18 protein-coding genes are annotated in these 15,891 nt (G+C 72.1%); 6 read left to right on the forward strand and 12 right to left on the reverse strand.

The genetic code is table 11. The features are described from left to right. Positions 1-150: 150 nt before the first annotated feature. On the forward strand, positions 151-1,182 hold the full coding sequence (locus ACIRD8_RS23170) for a phosphatase PAP2 family protein (protein WP_403994588.1): 1,032 nt from the start codon (positions 151-153) through the stop codon (positions 1,180-1,182). Positions 1,183-1,244: 62 nt separating this feature from the next. Here the strand turns inward: ACIRD8_RS23170 and ACIRD8_RS23175 are convergent, their stop codons facing one another. Together ACIRD8_RS23175 and ACIRD8_RS23180 are read right to left on the reverse strand one after the other, a co-directional pair. Further along, positions 1,245-1,460, reverse strand: coding sequence for an I78 family peptidase inhibitor (locus ACIRD8_RS23175; RefSeq protein ID WP_403994590.1), 216 nt, complete (start codon positions 1,458-1,460; stop codon positions 1,245-1,247). A 435-nt stretch (positions 1,461-1,895) separates the two neighbouring features. Beyond that, positions 1,896-3,176, reverse strand: a complete 1,281-nt coding sequence (locus tag ACIRD8_RS23180) for a glycosyltransferase family 4 protein (RefSeq protein ID WP_403994593.1) — start codon at positions 3,174-3,176, stop codon at positions 1,896-1,898. 301 nt (positions 3,177-3,477) lie between these two features. On the opposite strand from ACIRD8_RS23180, the gene ACIRD8_RS23185 reads away from it, so the two are divergent. Together ACIRD8_RS23185 and ACIRD8_RS23190 are read left to right on the forward strand one after the other, a co-directional pair. Further along, entirely contained in the window at positions 3,478-4,260 is a 783-nt protein-coding gene (locus tag ACIRD8_RS23185; RefSeq protein WP_403994710.1) for a hypothetical protein, read from the forward strand. A 137-nt stretch (positions 4,261-4,397) separates the two neighbouring features. Further along, complete coding sequence (locus ACIRD8_RS23190) at positions 4,398-4,703, forward strand: hypothetical protein (protein ID WP_386862053.1); 306 nt, start codon at positions 4,398-4,400, stop codon at positions 4,701-4,703. A 66-nt stretch (positions 4,704-4,769) separates the two neighbouring features. On the opposite strand, the gene der is transcribed toward ACIRD8_RS23190, so the two are convergent. The 5 genes from der to aroH all read right to left on the reverse strand — a co-directional run bounded on the left by der (position 4,770) and on the right by aroH (position 9,239). Continuing rightward, positions 4,770-6,239, reverse strand: coding sequence for a ribosome biogenesis GTPase Der (gene der, locus ACIRD8_RS23195; protein ID WP_403994596.1), 1,470 nt, complete (start codon positions 6,237-6,239; stop codon positions 4,770-4,772). Positions 6,240-6,302: 63 nt separating this feature from the next. Beyond that, positions 6,303-6,962, reverse strand: coding sequence for a lysophospholipid acyltransferase family protein (locus tag ACIRD8_RS23200; RefSeq protein WP_403994598.1), 660 nt, complete (start codon positions 6,960-6,962; stop codon positions 6,303-6,305). After that, entirely contained in the window at positions 6,959-7,675 is a 717-nt protein-coding gene (gene cmk, locus ACIRD8_RS23205; protein ID WP_403994601.1) for a (d)CMP kinase, read from the reverse strand. The genes ACIRD8_RS23200 and cmk overlap by 4 nt, the downstream gene beginning before the upstream one ends. Positions 7,676-7,794: 119 nt before the next feature. Further along, the gene (locus ACIRD8_RS23210; protein ID WP_403994604.1) at positions 7,795-8,880 is read right to left on the reverse strand and encodes a prephenate dehydrogenase; all 1,086 of its coding nucleotides are present in this window, start codon (positions 8,878-8,880) and stop codon (positions 7,795-7,797) included. Beyond that, positions 8,877-9,239: a chorismate mutase gene (gene aroH / locus ACIRD8_RS23215; protein WP_124279503.1), complete on the reverse strand. Its 363-nt coding sequence runs from the start codon at positions 9,237-9,239 to the stop codon at positions 8,877-8,879. Before aroH ends, ACIRD8_RS23210 begins: the two co-directional genes overlap by 4 nt. Before the next feature lie 188 nt (positions 9,240-9,427). On the opposite strand from aroH, the gene ACIRD8_RS23220 reads away from it, so the two are divergent. Further along, positions 9,428-9,826: a Rieske (2Fe-2S) protein gene (locus ACIRD8_RS23220; protein ID WP_403994607.1), complete on the forward strand. Its 399-nt coding sequence runs from the start codon at positions 9,428-9,430 to the stop codon at positions 9,824-9,826. A 19-nt stretch (positions 9,827-9,845) separates the two neighbouring features. Beyond that, positions 9,846-10,538 (forward strand): DNA polymerase beta superfamily protein, encoded by a 693-nt coding sequence (locus ACIRD8_RS23225; protein WP_403994610.1) that lies wholly within the window; start codon positions 9,846-9,848, stop codon positions 10,536-10,538. Positions 10,539-10,698: 160 nt separating this feature from the next. Here ACIRD8_RS23225 and ACIRD8_RS23230 read toward each other — a convergent pair whose 3' ends face one another. Beyond that, a complete protein-coding gene (locus ACIRD8_RS23230) occupies positions 10,699-11,643 on the reverse strand; it encodes a class I SAM-dependent methyltransferase (protein WP_403994613.1) in 945 nt (314 codons plus the stop codon). A gap of 47 nt (positions 11,644-11,690) precedes the next feature. Here ACIRD8_RS23230 and ACIRD8_RS23235 point away from each other — a divergent pair, with 47 nt between their 5' ends. Next, positions 11,691-12,254: a helix-turn-helix domain-containing protein gene (locus ACIRD8_RS23235; RefSeq protein WP_403994616.1), complete on the forward strand. Its 564-nt coding sequence runs from the start codon at positions 11,691-11,693 to the stop codon at positions 12,252-12,254. Positions 12,255-12,296: 42 nt separating this feature from the next. Here ACIRD8_RS23235 and ACIRD8_RS23240 read toward each other — a convergent pair whose 3' ends face one another. From ACIRD8_RS23240 to pnuC, 4 genes are read right to left on the reverse strand one after another with little or no spacing between them, the layout of a single operon-like run. Further along, a complete protein-coding gene (locus tag ACIRD8_RS23240; RefSeq protein ID WP_403994619.1) occupies positions 12,297-13,319 on the reverse strand; it encodes an ADP-ribosylglycohydrolase family protein in 1,023 nt (340 codons plus the stop codon). Further along, positions 13,316-14,059 carry an NUDIX hydrolase gene (locus ACIRD8_RS23245; protein ID WP_403994622.1) on the reverse strand — a complete coding sequence of 248 codons (744 nt, stop codon included), beginning with the start codon at positions 14,057-14,059 and terminating at the stop codon, positions 13,316-13,318. Before ACIRD8_RS23245 ends, ACIRD8_RS23240 begins: the two co-directional genes overlap by 4 nt. Continuing rightward, positions 14,056-15,135: an AAA family ATPase gene (locus ACIRD8_RS23250; protein ID WP_403994625.1), complete on the reverse strand. Its 1,080-nt coding sequence runs from the start codon at positions 15,133-15,135 to the stop codon at positions 14,056-14,058. Before ACIRD8_RS23250 ends, ACIRD8_RS23245 begins: the two co-directional genes overlap by 4 nt. Further along, positions 15,132-15,785 carry a nicotinamide riboside transporter PnuC gene (gene pnuC, locus ACIRD8_RS23255; protein ID WP_403994628.1) on the reverse strand — a complete coding sequence of 218 codons (654 nt, stop codon included), beginning with the start codon at positions 15,783-15,785 and terminating at the stop codon, positions 15,132-15,134. Before pnuC ends, ACIRD8_RS23250 begins: the two co-directional genes overlap by 4 nt. Positions 15,786-15,891: the final 106 nt, after the last annotated feature.

A 15,891-nucleotide genomic window follows, 5' to 3' on the forward strand; every position in this document is an offset into this window, starting at 1 on the left:
TAGCGCCCGGTACTAATGGGCGGGGACCGGAAACCATTCCCCGGCACACAGCGAATAGATACCTGTCTGAGACAAAGTCCACATCACATCGTCATCACAAAGACGCGGGATCGGCCGGATCACACACTCACTCGCTGTAACGTCCATTGCGTGCGTACCGACATCTTTGCCCGTCTGGACCGGGAGCCGGAACCGCCGAAGATAGAGATCCCGCGGATGAGTCGCCACCGCATCGCTCTCTTCGGCGGGACTTTGGCGTTCTATCTCGCCATCGTCGTTGCCGTGCTGGTCTCGTCCTGGCTGGTGGCCCTCGACTGGAAGGTCATGCTGTTCCGGCCCTACCAGCAGTGGCCGGAGCTCCACGCCTTCCTCGACTACTACGTCGTGCTCGGCCAGCGTGGCCCCACGGCCGTGATGGTTGCCTCCTGGCTCGGCTGGCGCTCCTGGCGCCAGCACACGCTGCGCCCGCTGCTCACGCTGGGCGCCTCCCTGCTGCTGCTCAACCTGTCGGTGGGAGCGGTCAAGCTCGGCCTGGGGCGGCTCGGCCCGCACTACGCCACCCAGATCGGCTCGGCCGAGCTCTACGCCGGCGGCGATATATTTCCTTCGGGACACACCGCCAACGCCGTCGTGACCTGGGGAATCCTCGCCTACCTGGCGACCACGCCGCGGGCCAGGCGCTATCTGTCGGCCGTATCGGCCTTCGTCTCCCTGGGCGTGGGACTCACCACCGTGTACATCGGCACCCACTGGCTCAGCGACGTCCTGCTGGGCTGGGCGGCCGGTCTGCTGATCCTGCTCGCGCTACCCTGGTTCGAGCCGCTGATCACGCGTACCGAGGTCTGGATCCTGTCGGTGCGCGAGCAGTGGAGGAACCGCCGCGGGCTCCGCGCTCCGGTTCCGCCGGCCCCCGTGGCGCCGGAGCCGGTCCTGCTCCCGCAGGCGCTCTGCGGCGGGGCGGCGGCGGCCACCGAGGGCGCCCAGGAGGCCGCGAGCAGGGGCCAGGCGCCCGGGACCGCGGGTCACCCGGGAGCGGCCGCCAGGGCACGGGCGCACGCCGTACGTCCGGAGCGGACGCCGCTGGCTCCGGCCGGCTCACGCCGCCCGCCGCACGCGGACCGCTCCCCGAGAAACAGCACCGGCCCGTCCCGCCCGGTGGCGGGCGGTCCGGTGGCCCCCTGACCCACACGCGCACGAGCGAAGGCCCCGACTCCCGTCGGGGCCTTCGCTCGTCGGGGCCGGTTTCAGCCGACCCAGCAGCGGGTCACGGTCGAGGCGTCCACCTCGAAGTTGATGCGCCCGCCACGGAACTCCATGGTGATGACGGTGCCCGGCGGAAGGGCCCGGACCGTGCTCCAGCCACGGGCTCTGGCCTGCCGTTCGGCGGCGTCGGCGTCGAGGCCGACGTATGACTCGGGGGTGTCGTCCGGCTGGGCGTCCGGAGTCGGTACAGGTGCCATACCCCTCACCGTAGGCCGCCCCGCGCCCTGACGGAAGCGATGGCGGCCACGGGTCCCGATGCATCCCCGTGTACCCCGGCGGTCACACTTGTGTCACAGGATCCCACGCCCGTTTACGCCCGCCCACTTCACCCGGACGGCACATCTCCCGAATTACGGGGGCGCCCGGCGAATGCGCGACGGGGCGTCCTCGGGAGGGAAACGCAGAAGGCGGATCCTGTGCGCGGCCGCCTTTTCCGGCGTCCCCCGGAAAGAGGAATATACGGGCACGCCATCCCGAATTCACTCGCCCTTATGCGTGCCTTACTTTTCCCGCGCCCGCGGCCCGGCGGGGCCCTCCGGCCCAAGGGCCCCCGGGCCGTCGGACCACCCGGAATACAACCGTCCGGGATGCGGCACCCGGGCCCTGACGCCGGGTCCGGGTGCCGCTCCGCCTCAGGCCCGGCCTCTTCGGATCACTCCCGCGGCCTTGTAACGCAGCGCGTACGCGCCGTCCAGCACGCTCCCCCTGGACCGGTGGTACGCGCTGCGCAGAAGGCCCTGCGATCCCGCTCCTCCGCCCTGCGCGGCCAGCTCGGCGAAGAGCCTCTCGTGCCGCTCCGCGATCGGCGCCGGATCGAACCGCGCGGCGGAGGCCCGTGCGGCGCGGCCCATCCGGTGCCGCAGGGCGTCGTCGTCGATCAGACCGAGCAGGGCCTTGGCGAAGGCACCGGTGTCCCCCAGCGGCACCAGCCGTCCGTCGGTGCCGTCGTCGATGATCTCGGCGGGCCCGTGGGGGCAGTCGGTCGCCACGACCGGCACCCCGCAGCGCATCGCCTCCACGATGGTCATGCCGAACGACTCCCGCTCGGAGGTGACGGCGGCGATGGAGTTCTTGGGCCACTCCTCCTCCATCGGGTCGGCGGACCCCATGAGGAACACCCGCTCCCGGAGGCCGAGCTCGTCGACGAGTGTGCGCAGCGGCTGCTGCTCGTTGCCGGAGGCGTCCCCGGCGCCGTAGATCCGCAGCCGCCACTCCGGGCGCACCGCCGCGATCTCGGCGAAGGCCCGGATCAGTACGTCGTAGCGCTTCACCCGGTGCAGCCGGCCCGCCGCCACGATCCATTTGGCGTCGCAGTCGGCGGGCGGGCCGGCGGGCTCCGGCACGCTGTTCGGGATGGCCTCGATCCGCACGCCGGGCAGCCGCAGACCGGTGCGGTAGTCCCGGGCGTCCGCCTCGGTGACGGTCGTGACGGCGTCGAGCTGCGTGTACCGGTGGCTTATCTCCCGGCGGAGCCGGTAGCCGTGGCTCTCCAGCGTGAGGTGCTCCTGGCCGACGCGCACCGGACCGCGCCGCGCCTGCCGGCTGATGTGGACGTTGAGACCGGGACGCGTGCCCACGACGACATCGGCCTCCAGCGCGCCCAGATGGGCCGCGATGCGGCTGTCGGTGAGCCGGCTGTACTGCCGGTGCCTGGTGTCACCACGCGGGAAGACCGCTGCGGGCCTGGCGTGTTCGGCGGATGTCCCCTCGTACCCCGGGCTCGACTTGCGCAGATCGACGAGGTGACTCATCCGCACGCCGGCGGGTGCGCCGAGCTTCGGGTCGTCGCGGTGCCGGAAGACGGAGACGATCTCGACGTCGTGCTGCTCCGCCAGGGTCCCGGCGAGCGTGAAGGTGGTACGGATCGTTCCCCCGATGCCGTACGCGTTGTGGAGCAGGAATGAAATGTGCATTACGTAGTCGTTTCCCCTGTTCGACTGGTCTGCAACGGACCTTACGTGGCGTCATGTGTCGACACAGCGTTCGCACAGGAGTCGCACAAACCTGTGACGTTTCGAACGGGATTCCGCACGTCAGGGGCCCTTACGCGGAATGTTCGGCTCCGGATCGTTTGCGCGATCTGCGGCTTCACCGGTCCGCCGGCTCCGGCGCCTAATCCCTCCGATTCGCGCGTGACCCCGGCCCCGGGTCTTCCGTTGTCTCTTCATGAGCCGGGAACCACCCGGCCCACGCACCGAGTTCGAGGAGCCACCCGTGCCGCGCATGCTCGACGTCAGCGAGGACGTACGCGCCGAGATCGGCGATGCCGAAGCCGACCGGCTGCTCGTCGGCGACAGTGCCCCAGGCAGTTACGACTGCACCTCATGCCGCACCCCCGGGGATTCCGACCAGGAGCGCACCAGCACGGTGCTGTTCGTGGGCGAGGAGACCGCCGTGCTCGCCTTCGCCCACGCGACCTGCATCCCCTCGCAGGTCGTCCAGGTCGCGGAGGACCAGCTCCAGGGCGCCGTGCGGTCCATCACCGGCAGCGAGCAGAAGAATCCGGAGGGCCTCATGCCCGAACAGGCCGTCCTCGGCATCACCAGCGGTCTCGTCCTGATCGAGGACGACCTCCGCCCCGCCCTGGTCGTCGAACCGACCGGGCCGATCGCCCGGCCCGGCACGGACGGCAGCGGCGGCGACCAGTTCCTCCAGCTCCTGCTGGAGCAGGGCTTCCAGCCCACGCCCCACCTGAACCGGCTGCCCGGTGTCCTCCCCGGCTGGTCGGTCCTCCTCGCCATGGGCCAGCTGCACGCGGTGCTCCAGCCGGGCGCCGGCGGCGGCAGCCCGGTCGCCTGGTGGCAGGCGCATCAGCCGCTCCAGGTCACCGAGGGCTGGCGGACGGCCGCCAACAAGGCGCAGAGCGTGCTGGTCTTCGCCGCCCCGGCGGGCTCCATCGGCCAGCAGCCGCGCGAGGACCTGCTCCGCGACGCGCTGGACAAGGCCGCGGTCAACGGCCTCCTGGTCGCCGCGACGATGCCGCTCGCCGGGACCTGACGGTGCCGCCGCGGCCCTCCCCCGCCCGTCGAACAGCGTTTTCTCCGTCCGGCCCGCATCCGACGGGCGGTGAGGTCGTTGGCACCTACGTGCACTCATACGACCCTTCTCGCCAGCAGCCGACCCCGATTCCGGGCATGCGCCCGTCGCAGGACCCCTCGGGCGGTAAGTCCCCCACCCCGATCTACGACGCCCTGTACTCCGAGTACAGGCGGTCGTTCCGGGCGCTTCCCGGGGACCGCACCGGTGAGGAGAATCTCGGCTTCAGAACGTTCGGCATCGGGATGTTCGGCAGCCGTGCACCGCTGAGCGGCCGTACGGCGGCGAACGCCCAGGGAAGCCACAGCGCGGGCGGGTCCAACCCCGGTTCCTGGCAGCGGGTCGGACGGCACGCCGGGCGCGCCAGGCCCGCGGCGCTGCCGCCGGGGTCCACGGACGCCTGAGGGACACGACGAAGCCCCGGACCACCCGCTCGCACGGGTGGTCCGGGGCTTCGTCGTACGGTCAGCTCACTTCTTGCGGCCGCGCTTCTCGCGCACCCGCACCGAGATGTGGATCGGCGTGCCCTCGAAACCGAACTCCTCGCGCAGACGGCGTTCGACGAAGCGGCGGTAGCCGTGCTCCAGGAAGCCGGACGAGAAGAGCACGAACCGCGGCGGCTTGGTGCCCGCCTGGGTGCCGAAGAGGATGCGGGGCTGCTTGCCGCCGCGCACGGGGTGCGGGTGGGAGGCGACGATCTCGCCGAGGAAGGCGTTGAGCCTGCCGGTGGGGATGCGGGTCTCCCAGCCCTCGATCGCGGTCTCGATCGCGGGGACCAGCTTCTCCATGTGCCGTCCGGTGACGGCCGAGACGTTGACGCGCGGGGCCCAGGCGACCTGCGCGAGCTCCGTGTCGATCTCGCGCTCCAGGTAGTAGCGGCGCTCCTCGTCGAGGGTGTCCCACTTGTTGAAGGCGAGCACGACCGCACGGCCCGCTTCCACGGCCATCGTGACGATGCGCTGGTCCTGGACGCTGATGGACTCGCTGGAGTCGATCAGGATGACGGCGACCTCGGCCTTCTCCACGGCGGCCGCGGTGCGCAGCGAGGCGTAGTAGTCCGCGCCCTCCTGGAGGTGGACCTTGCGGCGGATGCCGGCCGTGTCGATGAACTTCCAGGTGACGCCGCCGAGCTCGATCAGCTCGTCGACCGGGTCTCGGGTGGTGCCGGCCAGCTCGTTGACGACGACACGGTCCTCGTTGGCGACCTTGTTCAGCAGCGACGACTTGCCGACGTTCGGGCGGCCGATGAGCGCGATGCGGCGGGGGCCGCCGAGCGCGGTGCCGAAGGTCTGTGCCGGGGCCTCGGGCAGGGCCTCCAGGACGGCGTCCAGCATGTCGCCGGTGCCGCGGCCGTGCAGCGAGGAGACGGGGTGCGGCTCGCCGAGGCCGAGCGACCAGAGCGCGGTGGCGTCGGCCTCGCCGCTCTGTCCGTCGACCTTGTTCGCGCACAGGACGACGGGCTTCTTGGCCTTGCGCAGCAGCCTGACGACGGCCTCGTCGGTGTCGGTCGCGCCGACCGTCGCGTCGACGACGAAGACGACCGCGTCGGCCGTCGAGATCGCGTACTCGGCCTGGGCGGCGACGGAGGCGTCGAGGCCCAGCACGTCCTGCTCCCAGCCGCCGGTGTCGACGACCTTGAAGCGGCGCCCGGCCCACTCGGCCTCGTAGCTGACGCGGTCACGGGTGACACCCGGCTTGTCCTGGACGACGGCCTCACGGCGGCCGATGATCCGGTTCACCAGGGTCGACTTGCCGACGTTCGGGCGGCCGACTACGGCGAGCACCGGAAGCGGTCCGTGACCGGCCGCACCGATCGCGCCCTCGACCTCCTCGGGGTCGAACCCCTCCTGCGCGGCGAGCTCCATGAACTCCGCGTACTCGGCATCGCCAAGTGCTCCGTGCTCGTGGTCCGAGCCGTCGGAGTGAATCTGGTCGTTCATGAAGTCCGTTCCTCTTTGCATCATCATCGATGGGCCACGATCGCGCGGCCCACTACTCAAGTGTCACAGGCGTCCGGTGAGACGCCTGGCGTTCCTCAGGTGGGCGGTCAGCTCACCCTGGATGCGCAGCGTCGCCTCGTCCAGTGCTTTCCTGGTCCGCCGCCCGCTGCCGTCGCCGGCCTGGAAGGCGTCGCCGAAGACGACGTCGACCTTGCTGCGCAGCGGAGGCAGTGCCGATATCAACCGTCCGCGGCGCTCGGTGCTTCCCAGGACCGCGACGGGCACGATCGGCGCCCCGCCGCGCACCGCGAAGTACGCGAGCCCCGCGCGCAGGGAGGCGAAGTCGCCCTCGCCCCTGGTGCCCTCGGGGAAGATCCCGAGGACGCCGCCGTCGTCCAGCACGCCGAGTGCCTGCGTGATGGCGTTGCGGTCGACGGTCGTACGGTCCACCTTCAGCTGCCCGATTCCGCGCAGGAACGGGTCGAGGGGGCCGACGAACGCCTCCTTCTTGATCAGGAAGTGGACGGGCCGGGGCGCGGTGCCCATCAGCATCGGTCCGTCGAGATTGTGCGCGTGGTTCACCGCGAGTATGACGGGTCCCGTGGTGGGGACGCGCCACGCACCGAGCACACGGGGCTTGAACAGCCCGTACATGAGCCCGATGCCGATCCCGCGCCCGACGGCCGCTCCGCGCAGCGTCGGAGCGGTGGTGGCTCCGGTCACTTCGCGGCCTGCTTCTCCCCGACGAGGGTGACGACGCACTCGATGACCTGCGTGAGGGTCAGGTCGGTGGTGTCGACCTCGACGGCGTCACCGGCCTTGGCCAGCGGCGAGGTCTTGCGGCCCGAGTCGGCGGCGTCCCGCTTGATCAGCGCCTCCTGGGTGGCGGCCAGGTCGGACCCCTTGACCTCACCGCTGCGGCGGGCGGCGCGCGCCTCCGGGGAGGCGGTCAGGAAGATCTTGATGTCGGCGTCGGGGAGCACGGTGGTGCCGATGTCGCGGCCCTCGACGACGATGCCCCGCTCCGCCTCCTTGGCGATCGAGCGCTGCAGCTCGGTGATCAGGGCGCGCACCTCGGGCACGGCGCTGACGGCGCTGACCCTGGAGGTGACCTCCTGGGTGCGGATGGGGCCCGAGGCGTCCTCGCCGTCGACGGTGATCGTCGGGGCGGACGGGTCCGTGCCCGAGACGATGACCGGCTTGGCGGCGGCCGTGGCGATCTCGGCCGGGTTCTGCACGTCGATGCCGTTGCTCAGCATCCACCAGGTGATCGCCCGGTACTGGGCGCCGGTGTCCAGGTAGCTCAGGCCGAGCTGGGCGGCGACGGCCTTGGAGGTGCTCGACTTGCCTGTGCCGGAGGGACCGTCGATGGCGACGATCACTGCGGCCGGGGCGGTCCGGGCGGCGGCGCTTACGGTTTCCACGGTGGTGGACACCTTCCTGGTACACGGGGACGGGCGGAGCGGGGCAGGGCAGACCTGGGCGGCCTCCCCCAAGGTTACCGAGTGCGCGAAGCGCCTTTGTACCCCTGTCTCCGGGCCCGTCCCCCGGCCCGCTACGGGCGGATCGACCAGCCTCGCTCGCCGAGGGCCGCGGCGAGCGCGGGTGCGGCGCTCGGCTCGACCATCAGCTGGACCAGTCCGGCCTGCTGGCCGGTGGCGTGCTCGATGCGGACGTCCTCGATGTTGACGCCGGCCCGTCCGGCGTCGGCGAAGATGCTCGCCAGCTCGCCCGGGCGGTCGCTGATGAGCACGGCGACGATCTCGTACGAGGCCGGGGCGGCGCCGTGCTTGCCGGGGACCCTGACCCGGCCGGCGTTGCCGCGGCGCAGGACGTCCTCGATGCCTTCGGTGCCGGTGCGGCGCTTGTCCTCGTCGGCGGACTGCAGGCCGCGCAGCGCCCGGACCGTCTCGTCCAGGTCGGCGGCGACACCCGCCAGCACGTCGGCGACGGGTCCGGGGTTGGCGGAGAGGATCTCCACCCACATCCGGGGGTCGGAGGCCGCGATGCGGGTGACGTCCCTGATCCCCTGGCCGCAGAGGCGTACGGCGGTCTCGTCGGCCTCCTCCAGCCGGGCGGCGACCATCGAGGAGATCAGCTGCGGGGTGTGGGAGACCAGGGCGACGGCGCGGTCGTGGGCGTCGGCGTCCATGACGACCGGGACGGCCCGGCAGAGCGCGACCAGCTCCAGGGCGAGGTTGAGGACCTCGGTGTCGGTCTCCCGGGTCGGGGTGAGCACCCAGGGGCGGCCCTCGAAGAGGTCGGCGGTGGCCGCGAGGGGCCCGGAGCGCTCCTTGCCGGCCATGGGGTGCGTGCCGATGTACGGCGTGAGGTCGACGCCCAGCGCCTCCAGCTCACGGCGCGGGCCGCCCTTGACGCTGGCGACGTCGAGGTAGGCGCGTGCGATCCCGTCACGCATGGCCGTGGCCAGCACGGAGGCGGTGTGGGCGGGCGGTACGGCGATGATCGCCAGGTCGACGGGGCCCTCGGGCGCCTCGTCCGTGCCGGCGCCGAGTGCGGCGGCGGTCTGCGCCGATGACGGGTCGCGGTCGGCCAGGTGCACCTGGACGCCGCGCCCCGCGAGGGCGAGGGCGGCGGAGGTGCCGACCAGGCCGGTGCCGATGACGAGGGCTGTTCTCACTGGGCGATGTCCTTGCGGAGGGCGCCGGTGGCGCCGAGGTAGACGTGGCTGATCTCGGACTTGGAGAGATACGTCTCCACGTGCGCCAGGATGCGGACCACGCGGGGCATGGCGCCCGCGATGTCGAGTTCCTGGGCGCAGATCAGCGGTACGTCGACGATACCGAGTCCGCGGGCCGCGGCGGCCGGGAAGTCGCTGTGCAGATCGGGGGTGGCCGTGAACCAGACGCTGATCAGGTCGTCGGCGACGAGCTGATTGCGCTCCAGGACCGCGGTGAGGAGTTCACTCACCCGCTCGTCCATGTGACCGGCTTCGTCCCGGTCCAGCTGGACGGCTCCACGGACTGCTCGTACCGCCACGTCGTACCCCTCGTCGCCTCGTGCTGCGTGCCCTTTCACCCTAGAGGTGCGGCGGCGGCGCCGGTCACCGTGCTCTGTCCGTGAGACACGGCGGGTGTGCGTGCCGCCGTGTCTGCGCGGCCGGGACGCCCGGCGGGGTCACGATGCCTCTCGTTCGTCCATACGCATCGATCCCTGCGAGGAGAGTCATGAACGCACGGCGAAGGACGGTCCTGTCGGCGGGAGCCGCGACCCTGGTGACCGGCTGCGGCTCGTCCGGCGGGGGCGGGGGCGGCGAGAGCTCCCCGCCCGCGTCCGGGGAGGCGGAGCTGACCAGGACGTCCGAGATCCCGGTGGGCGGCGGCACGATCTTCGCGGACCGGAAGGTCGTGGTGACCCAGCCTGCCGCCGGCGAGTTCAAGGCCTTCTCCGCGGTGTGCACCCACGCGGGCTGCATCGTGTCCTCGGTCGCCGACGGCACCATCGACTGCGCGTGCCACGGCAGCCGGTTCGGCATCGAGGACGGGGCGGTCGAGCACGGCCCGGCGACGCGCCCGCTGCCCGCCGAGCGGATCACCGTCGAGGGCGACAGCATCCGCCTCGGGTAGGCCGCGTACCCTCGCGCGCATGATCACCCCTGATGGCGGGCGGCTCGTACGGGAGCACACCGTCTACTCCTGTGTGATGGGCTCCCGCGCCTTCGGGCTGGCCACCGACGACAGCGACACGGACCGGCGCGGGGTCTTCCTCGCGCCCACCCCGCTGTTCTGGGGCTTCACGAAGCCGCCGACCCATGTCGAGGGCCCGGCCGACGAGCAGTTCTCCTGGGAGCTGGAGCGCTTCTGCGAGCTGGCGCTGCGGGCGAACCCCAATGTGCTGGAGTGCCTGCACTCCCCGCTCGTGGAGCGGATCGACGCCACGGGCCGGGAGCTGCTCGGCCTGCGCGGGGCCTTCCTGTCCCGGCAGGCCCACGGGACGTTCGTGCGCTACGCGCTGGGCCAGCGGCGGAAGCTGGAGGCCGATGTGCGCACGCACGGCGCTCCGCGCTGGAAGCACGCCATGCATCTGCTGCGGCTGCTGGCGTCCGGCCGGGATCTGCTGCGGACGGGCGAGCTGCGGATCGAGGTCGGGGACGCGCGCGAGGAGTTGCTGGCGGTGAAGCGGGGCGAGGTCCCGTGGGCCGAGGTGGAGCGGCGCATGACGCGCCTGGCCGAGGAGAACGACGAGGCGGCCGCCCGCTCCCCGCTGCCGCCGGAGCCCGACCGGGAACGGGTGGAGGCCTTCCTCGTACGGACCCGTCGGGCATCGGCGAGCGGCTAAGGGCTGTCCCGCAATCCCTGGCGGGCGCACGACGACAGCTACGGCACCTCGCCGCGTTGTCGGAACGCCCGAATACATCCAGTATGCGGACGTCCCTCCGCCTTGCGATGCACCGCATCTGACGCCGTGCGCTGATCCACCAGGGAATACGGGACAGCCCTTAGGCGGTGGGGTCCGCGGGGCGTCGCGCCACCCAGAGCTGACGTGTCGAGCGGACGACCAGGTCGTCCCGGTGGCGTACGTCCGCGGGGCCGCCGTCGAGCAGGGTGGAGAGCGCCGCAAGGTCGGCGGGGTCCGCCCGGCCGTCGAGGGCGGCGTGGATGCGGCCGAGCACGATGTGGGCGTACTGGCCGACCCGGGCGGGCAGCGGTTCACGCAGCTCCAGCCGTTCCGTGCGCTCCTCCTCGACCGTGAGGCCGGCGGCGGCCAGCAGGGCTCCCCAGTCGGCGCCCAGGTGCGGCAGCTGCTCGGCGTGGAGGCCTTCCAGCGCCTCGCGGCACCGTGCCTCCAGGCCGGGGCGGCCGGCCACGGCGTCGTCCGGGAGGAAGCGCGGCATGCCGTCCAGTTCGGCGACGGCCAGCAGTCCGCCGGGGCGCAGCGCGGCGCGGACTCCGGTGAGGGCGGCGGCCGGGTCGTCCACGTGGTGCAGGGAGGCCGAGGCCCAGACGAGGTCGGCGTCCCCGAGGCCGGCGAGCCCGGCGCCCGCGTCCGTCTCCAGGGTGTCCACCCGGTCGCCCAGGCCCTTCGCGCGGGCTGCCTCGACGAGCCGGGCGAGCATCGCGGGAGAGCTGTCGACGGCGGTCACCCGGGCGCGCGGGAAGCGTTCCAGCAGGGCGAACGTGCCGGCCCCGGTGCCCGCTCCCAGGTCGACGACCTGCGTGACACCGTCCCCGGCGAGCTCGGCGATCCGGCCGGTCAGCGCGGTGAGGTACGGGGCGAAGACGGCGGCGTCGAGGTCGAGCACCTCGGCGAGCACGTCGTCCTGGCCGGTGTCCGCGTGGTCGTGGCCGTGATCGTGGTCGCTGCCGTGATCGTGGTGATGGCCGGGACCGTGGTGGTGCGGGGTGGGGGCGTGGGAGTGCGAGGGGGAAGCGGCGGATGTCATGCCACCGAGCCTACGAATCTTTGCGCCCACCGCATACTGTCTTGCCCATGACGCAAGAAGGTAGTGATCTGGACGGCCTCGTACGCATGCGGATCCGGGCCCTGCGCGCCGCGCACAGCTGGTCGCTCGACGATCTCGCCGCCCGTTGCCACCTCAGCCCCTCCACCCTCAGCAGGATCGAGACGGGCCACCGCAGGATCGCGCTCGACCAGCTCACCGTGATCGCCCGGGCGCTGGGTACGTCGCTCGACCAGCTCGTCGAGACGGACGCCGAGGACGTCGTGATGAACCCCACGCGCGATCTGGCGCGAGGCCTGACCCAGTGGGCGATGCGCGGCGATCCCGGCGTCACCGTGGCCCGGATACGGCTGACCGGCCCGCCGCCCGAAGGCCCCTCGGCGCTCAAGGCGCATCCCGGCCGGGAGTGGTTCACGGTGCTGTCCGGCACGGCGCTGCTGGTGCTGGGGGAACGGCGGCTGCGGGTGGAGGAGGGGCAGGCGGCCGAGTTCACGACGATGCTCCCGCACGCGCTGGGCTCCGTCGGCGGCCCGGCCGAGGTCCTCGGCATCTTCGACCGGGACGGCCGCCGCTCCCACCTGCGCGAACGCTGATGGGGCGGCCATCCCCGGGCTGTCAGGCGCACTGTGCATCGGTCAAGCGTCCCAGAGCGCGGCCAGCGACAGCAGGTCGCTGCGGTACTCGATGCGTTCCGACCACTCCTTGGGCCAGGCTCCCGACCCCAGGTGCGCTCCGGCCAGCGCGCCCGTGAGGCAGGCGAGGGAGTCGGAGTCGCCCCGGGTGCAGGCGGCACGGCGCAGGGCGGTCAGGGGTTCCTCGGGGAAGAGCAGGAAGCAGTGCAGGGCGGTGGCGAGTGCCTCCTCGGCGATCCAGCCGTCGCCGGTGGCCTCGCAGGGGTCGGTCTCGGGCGACGGCCTGCGCAGGGCGTCCTGGACGTTCGCCAGCACGGCCAGGCACTCGTCCCAGCCCCGGCCGATGAACGCCTCGGGCGAGGCGTCGTGGGTGTACCGCCACAGGTCACCGAGCCACCGGTGGAGGTAGCGGCCTCGGTTCTCGTACGCGTACGAGCGCAACTGGCCCACCAGGCCGAGCGGTTCGGCCCCCTGGGCGAGGAGGTACACCGCGCGGGCCATCAGGTCGGAGGCGGCCAGGGCGGTGGGGTGGCCGTGGGTGAGGGCCGCCTGGAGCTGGGCGGCCCCGGCGCGCTGTTCGTCGCTGAGGCCGGGCACGAGGCCGATGGGCGCGACGCGCATGTTGGCGCCGCAGCCCTTGGAACCGGTCCGGCTGGCCTCCTGCCAGACCCGGTCGCCCTCCAGCAGCGCGCACGCCTCCAGGCAGGTGCGGCCGGGGGCGCGGTTGTTGTCGGGTGAGCGGTTCCAGCGGACGAACTCCTCGCGGACCGGGCCCGTCATCCGCTCCGGGGTGAGGAGCCCCTGGTCCATGGCGGTACGGATGCCGCGCCCCAGGGCGAGCGTCATCTGGGTGTCGTCGCTGACGAACGCGGGCTCCGGGAGCCGCATTCCGCGCCAGGGCCCGCACTTCGCGAGGATCGCGGGGACGTCGTTGAACTCGGTGGGGAAGCCCAGCGCGTCGCCGAGCGCGAGCCCGGTCAGCGTGCCCGTGGCCGCTTGTTTGGTGAGAATCCGTGTCGGGATCATGATGTCCGTCCTTCCGGGCGTCCTTCCGGGCGCAGCAATGGAGGGTGCAGGGCGGTAGCGGCACCCGCCCGGTAGAGGGCGGCCGGTTTTCCCCGTCCGCCGGTGCGGCGCGGCGGTCCGTCCACGGCCTGGACGAAGCCGGGCGTGGTGAGGACCTTGCGCCGGAAGTTGGGCCGGTCCAGCTCGACGCTCCAGACGGTCTCGTAGACCTCCTGGAGCTCCCCGAGGGTGAACTCGGCGGGGCAGAACGCGGTGGCCAGGCAGGAGTACTCCAGCCGGGCGCCGATCCGGTCGTGCGCGTCGGCCAGGATGCGGTCGTGGTCGAAGGCGAGCGGCCCGGCGGTGCCCGCGTCCCACCACTGCGCGTGGGCCGCGTCGCCGCCGCCCCTAGGTTCGGGGAGGTCGGGCACGAGTGCGGCGTACGCGACGGAGACGACCCGCATCCTGGGGTCGCGGTCCGGATCGCTGTAGGTGCGCAGCTGTTCGAGGTGGAAGGAGCACACGGACTTCTTCGTGAGACCCGTCTCCTCGGCGAGCTCGCGGCGGGCGGCCTCCTCGGCGGATTCCCGGGGCAGGACGAACCCGCCGGGCAGCGCCCACCGCCCCTTGTAGGGGGCCTCGCCGCGCTCCACGAGCAGCACGTGGAGCCGTGCCTCGCGGACCGTGAAGACGGCGAGGTCCACGGTGACGGCGAAGGGGACGAAGGCGTGGGGGTCGTACCCCTCGGGCGCGGTGCTCATCGGCGCTCCGGCAGGGGCGCGGTGAAGTGCCAGCCGTCGGCAAGGAGTTCGTCCACGGCGGCGACCGCCGCGTCGAGGCGTTCGGCCCGGTCCCCGGTGACCTCGACGAACCGCCTTCCCGTACGGGTGAGTTCGGCGCGGAAGCGGTCCGTCATCCAGGGCCGCAGCTCCTCCCCGTCGCGCAGCCCGTCGTCCTCGAACGCCACCCCCTCATGGCCGGTGAGCAGCCAGAGGTGGTGGGTGACCCGGTCGGCGGTCTTCTCGACGAGCGGATTGCGTCCGCCGATGTAGCGCTCGTGCCAGACGGTGGTGGCGAAGGAGTCGGTGTCGCAGAAGAGCACCGGGGACCCCGCCCGCGCGGCGGCCTCCTCCCTGGCGTTCTGCGTCTCGGCGATGAGCGGGAAGTCGTCGGTGGTGAAGGAGACGTCCTCCCACTGGGCGCCCGGCCACCGCTCGCGCAGGGCGGCGAGCTTCGCCTCGCTGAACTCCCGTCCGTACTCGGCGACATAACGCGTCCGCGCCCAGATCCCACCGCGCCGCCGGTAGTGCTCGGCGAGCGCCAGGGCCAGGGTGGTGGTGCCCGTGGACTCCGCGCCGAGGACGACGACCCGGCGGGCGAGCCCGGCCCGCACGGGCGGCTCCAGGTAGTCCCAGCAGCCGATGGGATCGGCGCGGACCGCGGTGCCCGAGACGGGGAAGAGGGTACGGCCGGGGTCGACGAGGACGGACTCCGCGCCGAAGCGGCGGGCCAGTTCCTCGCCGTACGCCTCGGAGGTGAAGACGGCGTCGACCCGTTCGGGCACGGCCGCGGTGAAGACGTCCATGTGGGCGTCCCAGACCGCCGCGTCGGTGACGTCCATGGGGATGTCGTCGACGGCGCCGACCACCCGGACGTCGGGGTGGGCGTCCTGCATCCAGGCGACCCGGTCGGCGAGCGGTACGGATTCGACCGAGGCGGCGCAGACCAGGACGGTGAGCCTCTCGCAGCGGTCCCGTGCGGTGCGCACGAGGTGGTGGTGGCCGGCGTGCGGCGGATAGAACTTGCCGAGGACCAGTCCGTGCCCGTGGCGCTTCATACCGGCACCACCGCGTCCTCGCGCCGGCCGGCGGCCAGGTCGCGGTTCCAGTTGCGCAGCCCGACGAGGCAGAGCGTGAGGAAGCCGAGGTACAGCAGGGAGGTGAGGTAGAGCTCCTTGTACGCGTACAGCGGGATGTAGACCACGTCGGCGGCGATCCACAGCCACCAGGACTCGACGCGCTTGCGGCACTGCCCGTACGTCGCCATGAGCGACAGCGAGGTGGTGAGGGCGTCCCAGAACGGCACGGTCGAGTCCGTGACCCGGGACAGCAGCAGGGTGAGACCGAGGGTCCCCACCGCCCCCGCCGCGAGCAGCCAGGTCCATTCGGTGCGGGTGGTGCTCCGCACCGGCAGGACGGATGTCCCTGGTCCACCCCCGTGGGTCCAGGTCCACCAGCCGTACGCGGCGAGGGAGATGAAGACGATCTGCAGGCCGGCGTCGGCGTACAGACCGGACTGGGCGAACAGCAGGATGAAGAACAGGTTGTTGGCGATGCCGATCGGCCAGTTGGCGAGGTGCTGGCGGGCCACGAGCCAGACACACAGCGCGCCACTGCCGAAGCCCAGCACCTCGGTCCAGCTGACCGGGGTGTCCAGGACCGTCACCAGGGGCTGCTGCAGGGGATCGAGTATGTCCGCGAGCGTCACGCCGCCGCCTCCTTCTTAATAGTCACTCTGACTATAAAGAAGAATCGGCGCACGCAAAAGGCCTGCGGCCGGTTCCTGTTCGAAAAGATGAACGAGGAACCGGCCG

Origin of the sequence: Streptomyces sp. NPDC102451, assembly GCF_044765485.1 — a bacterium.
In the GTDB taxonomy this organism is placed as follows: Bacteria; Actinomycetota; Actinomycetes; order Streptomycetales; family Streptomycetaceae; genus Streptomyces.

Bases quoted from the DNA above. Each gene is read 5' to 3' on its own strand.
- ACIRD8_RS23175 (WP_403994590.1), bottom strand. From the start codon at position 1,460: ATGGCACCTGTACCGACTCCGGACGCCCAGCCGGACGACACCCCCGAG.
- ACIRD8_RS23180 (WP_403994593.1), bottom strand. From the start codon at position 3,176: ATGCACATTTCATTCCTGCTCCACAACGCGTACGGCATCGGGGGAACG.
- ACIRD8_RS23190 (WP_386862053.1), top strand. From the start codon at position 4,398: ATGCGCCCGTCGCAGGACCCCTCGGGCGGTAAGTCCCCCACCCCGATC.
- der (WP_403994596.1), bottom strand. From the start codon at position 6,239: ATGAACGACCAGATTCACTCCGACGGCTCGGACCACGAGCACGGAGCA.
- ACIRD8_RS23220 (WP_403994607.1), top strand. From the start codon at position 9,428: ATGAACGCACGGCGAAGGACGGTCCTGTCGGCGGGAGCCGCGACCCTG.
- ACIRD8_RS23225 (WP_403994610.1), top strand. From the start codon at position 9,846: ATGATCACCCCTGATGGCGGGCGGCTCGTACGGGAGCACACCGTCTAC.
- ACIRD8_RS23230 (WP_403994613.1), bottom strand. From the start codon at position 11,643: ATGACATCCGCCGCTTCCCCCTCGCACTCCCACGCCCCCACCCCGCAC.
- ACIRD8_RS23235 (WP_403994616.1), top strand. From the start codon at position 11,691: ATGACGCAAGAAGGTAGTGATCTGGACGGCCTCGTACGCATGCGGATC.
- ACIRD8_RS23240 (WP_403994619.1), bottom strand. From the start codon at position 13,319: ATGATCCCGACACGGATTCTCACCAAACAAGCGGCCACGGGCACGCTG.
- ACIRD8_RS23245 (WP_403994622.1), bottom strand. From the start codon at position 14,059: ATGAGCACCGCGCCCGAGGGGTACGACCCCCACGCCTTCGTCCCCTTC.
- ACIRD8_RS23250 (WP_403994625.1), bottom strand. From the start codon at position 15,135: ATGAAGCGCCACGGGCACGGACTGGTCCTCGGCAAGTTCTATCCGCCG.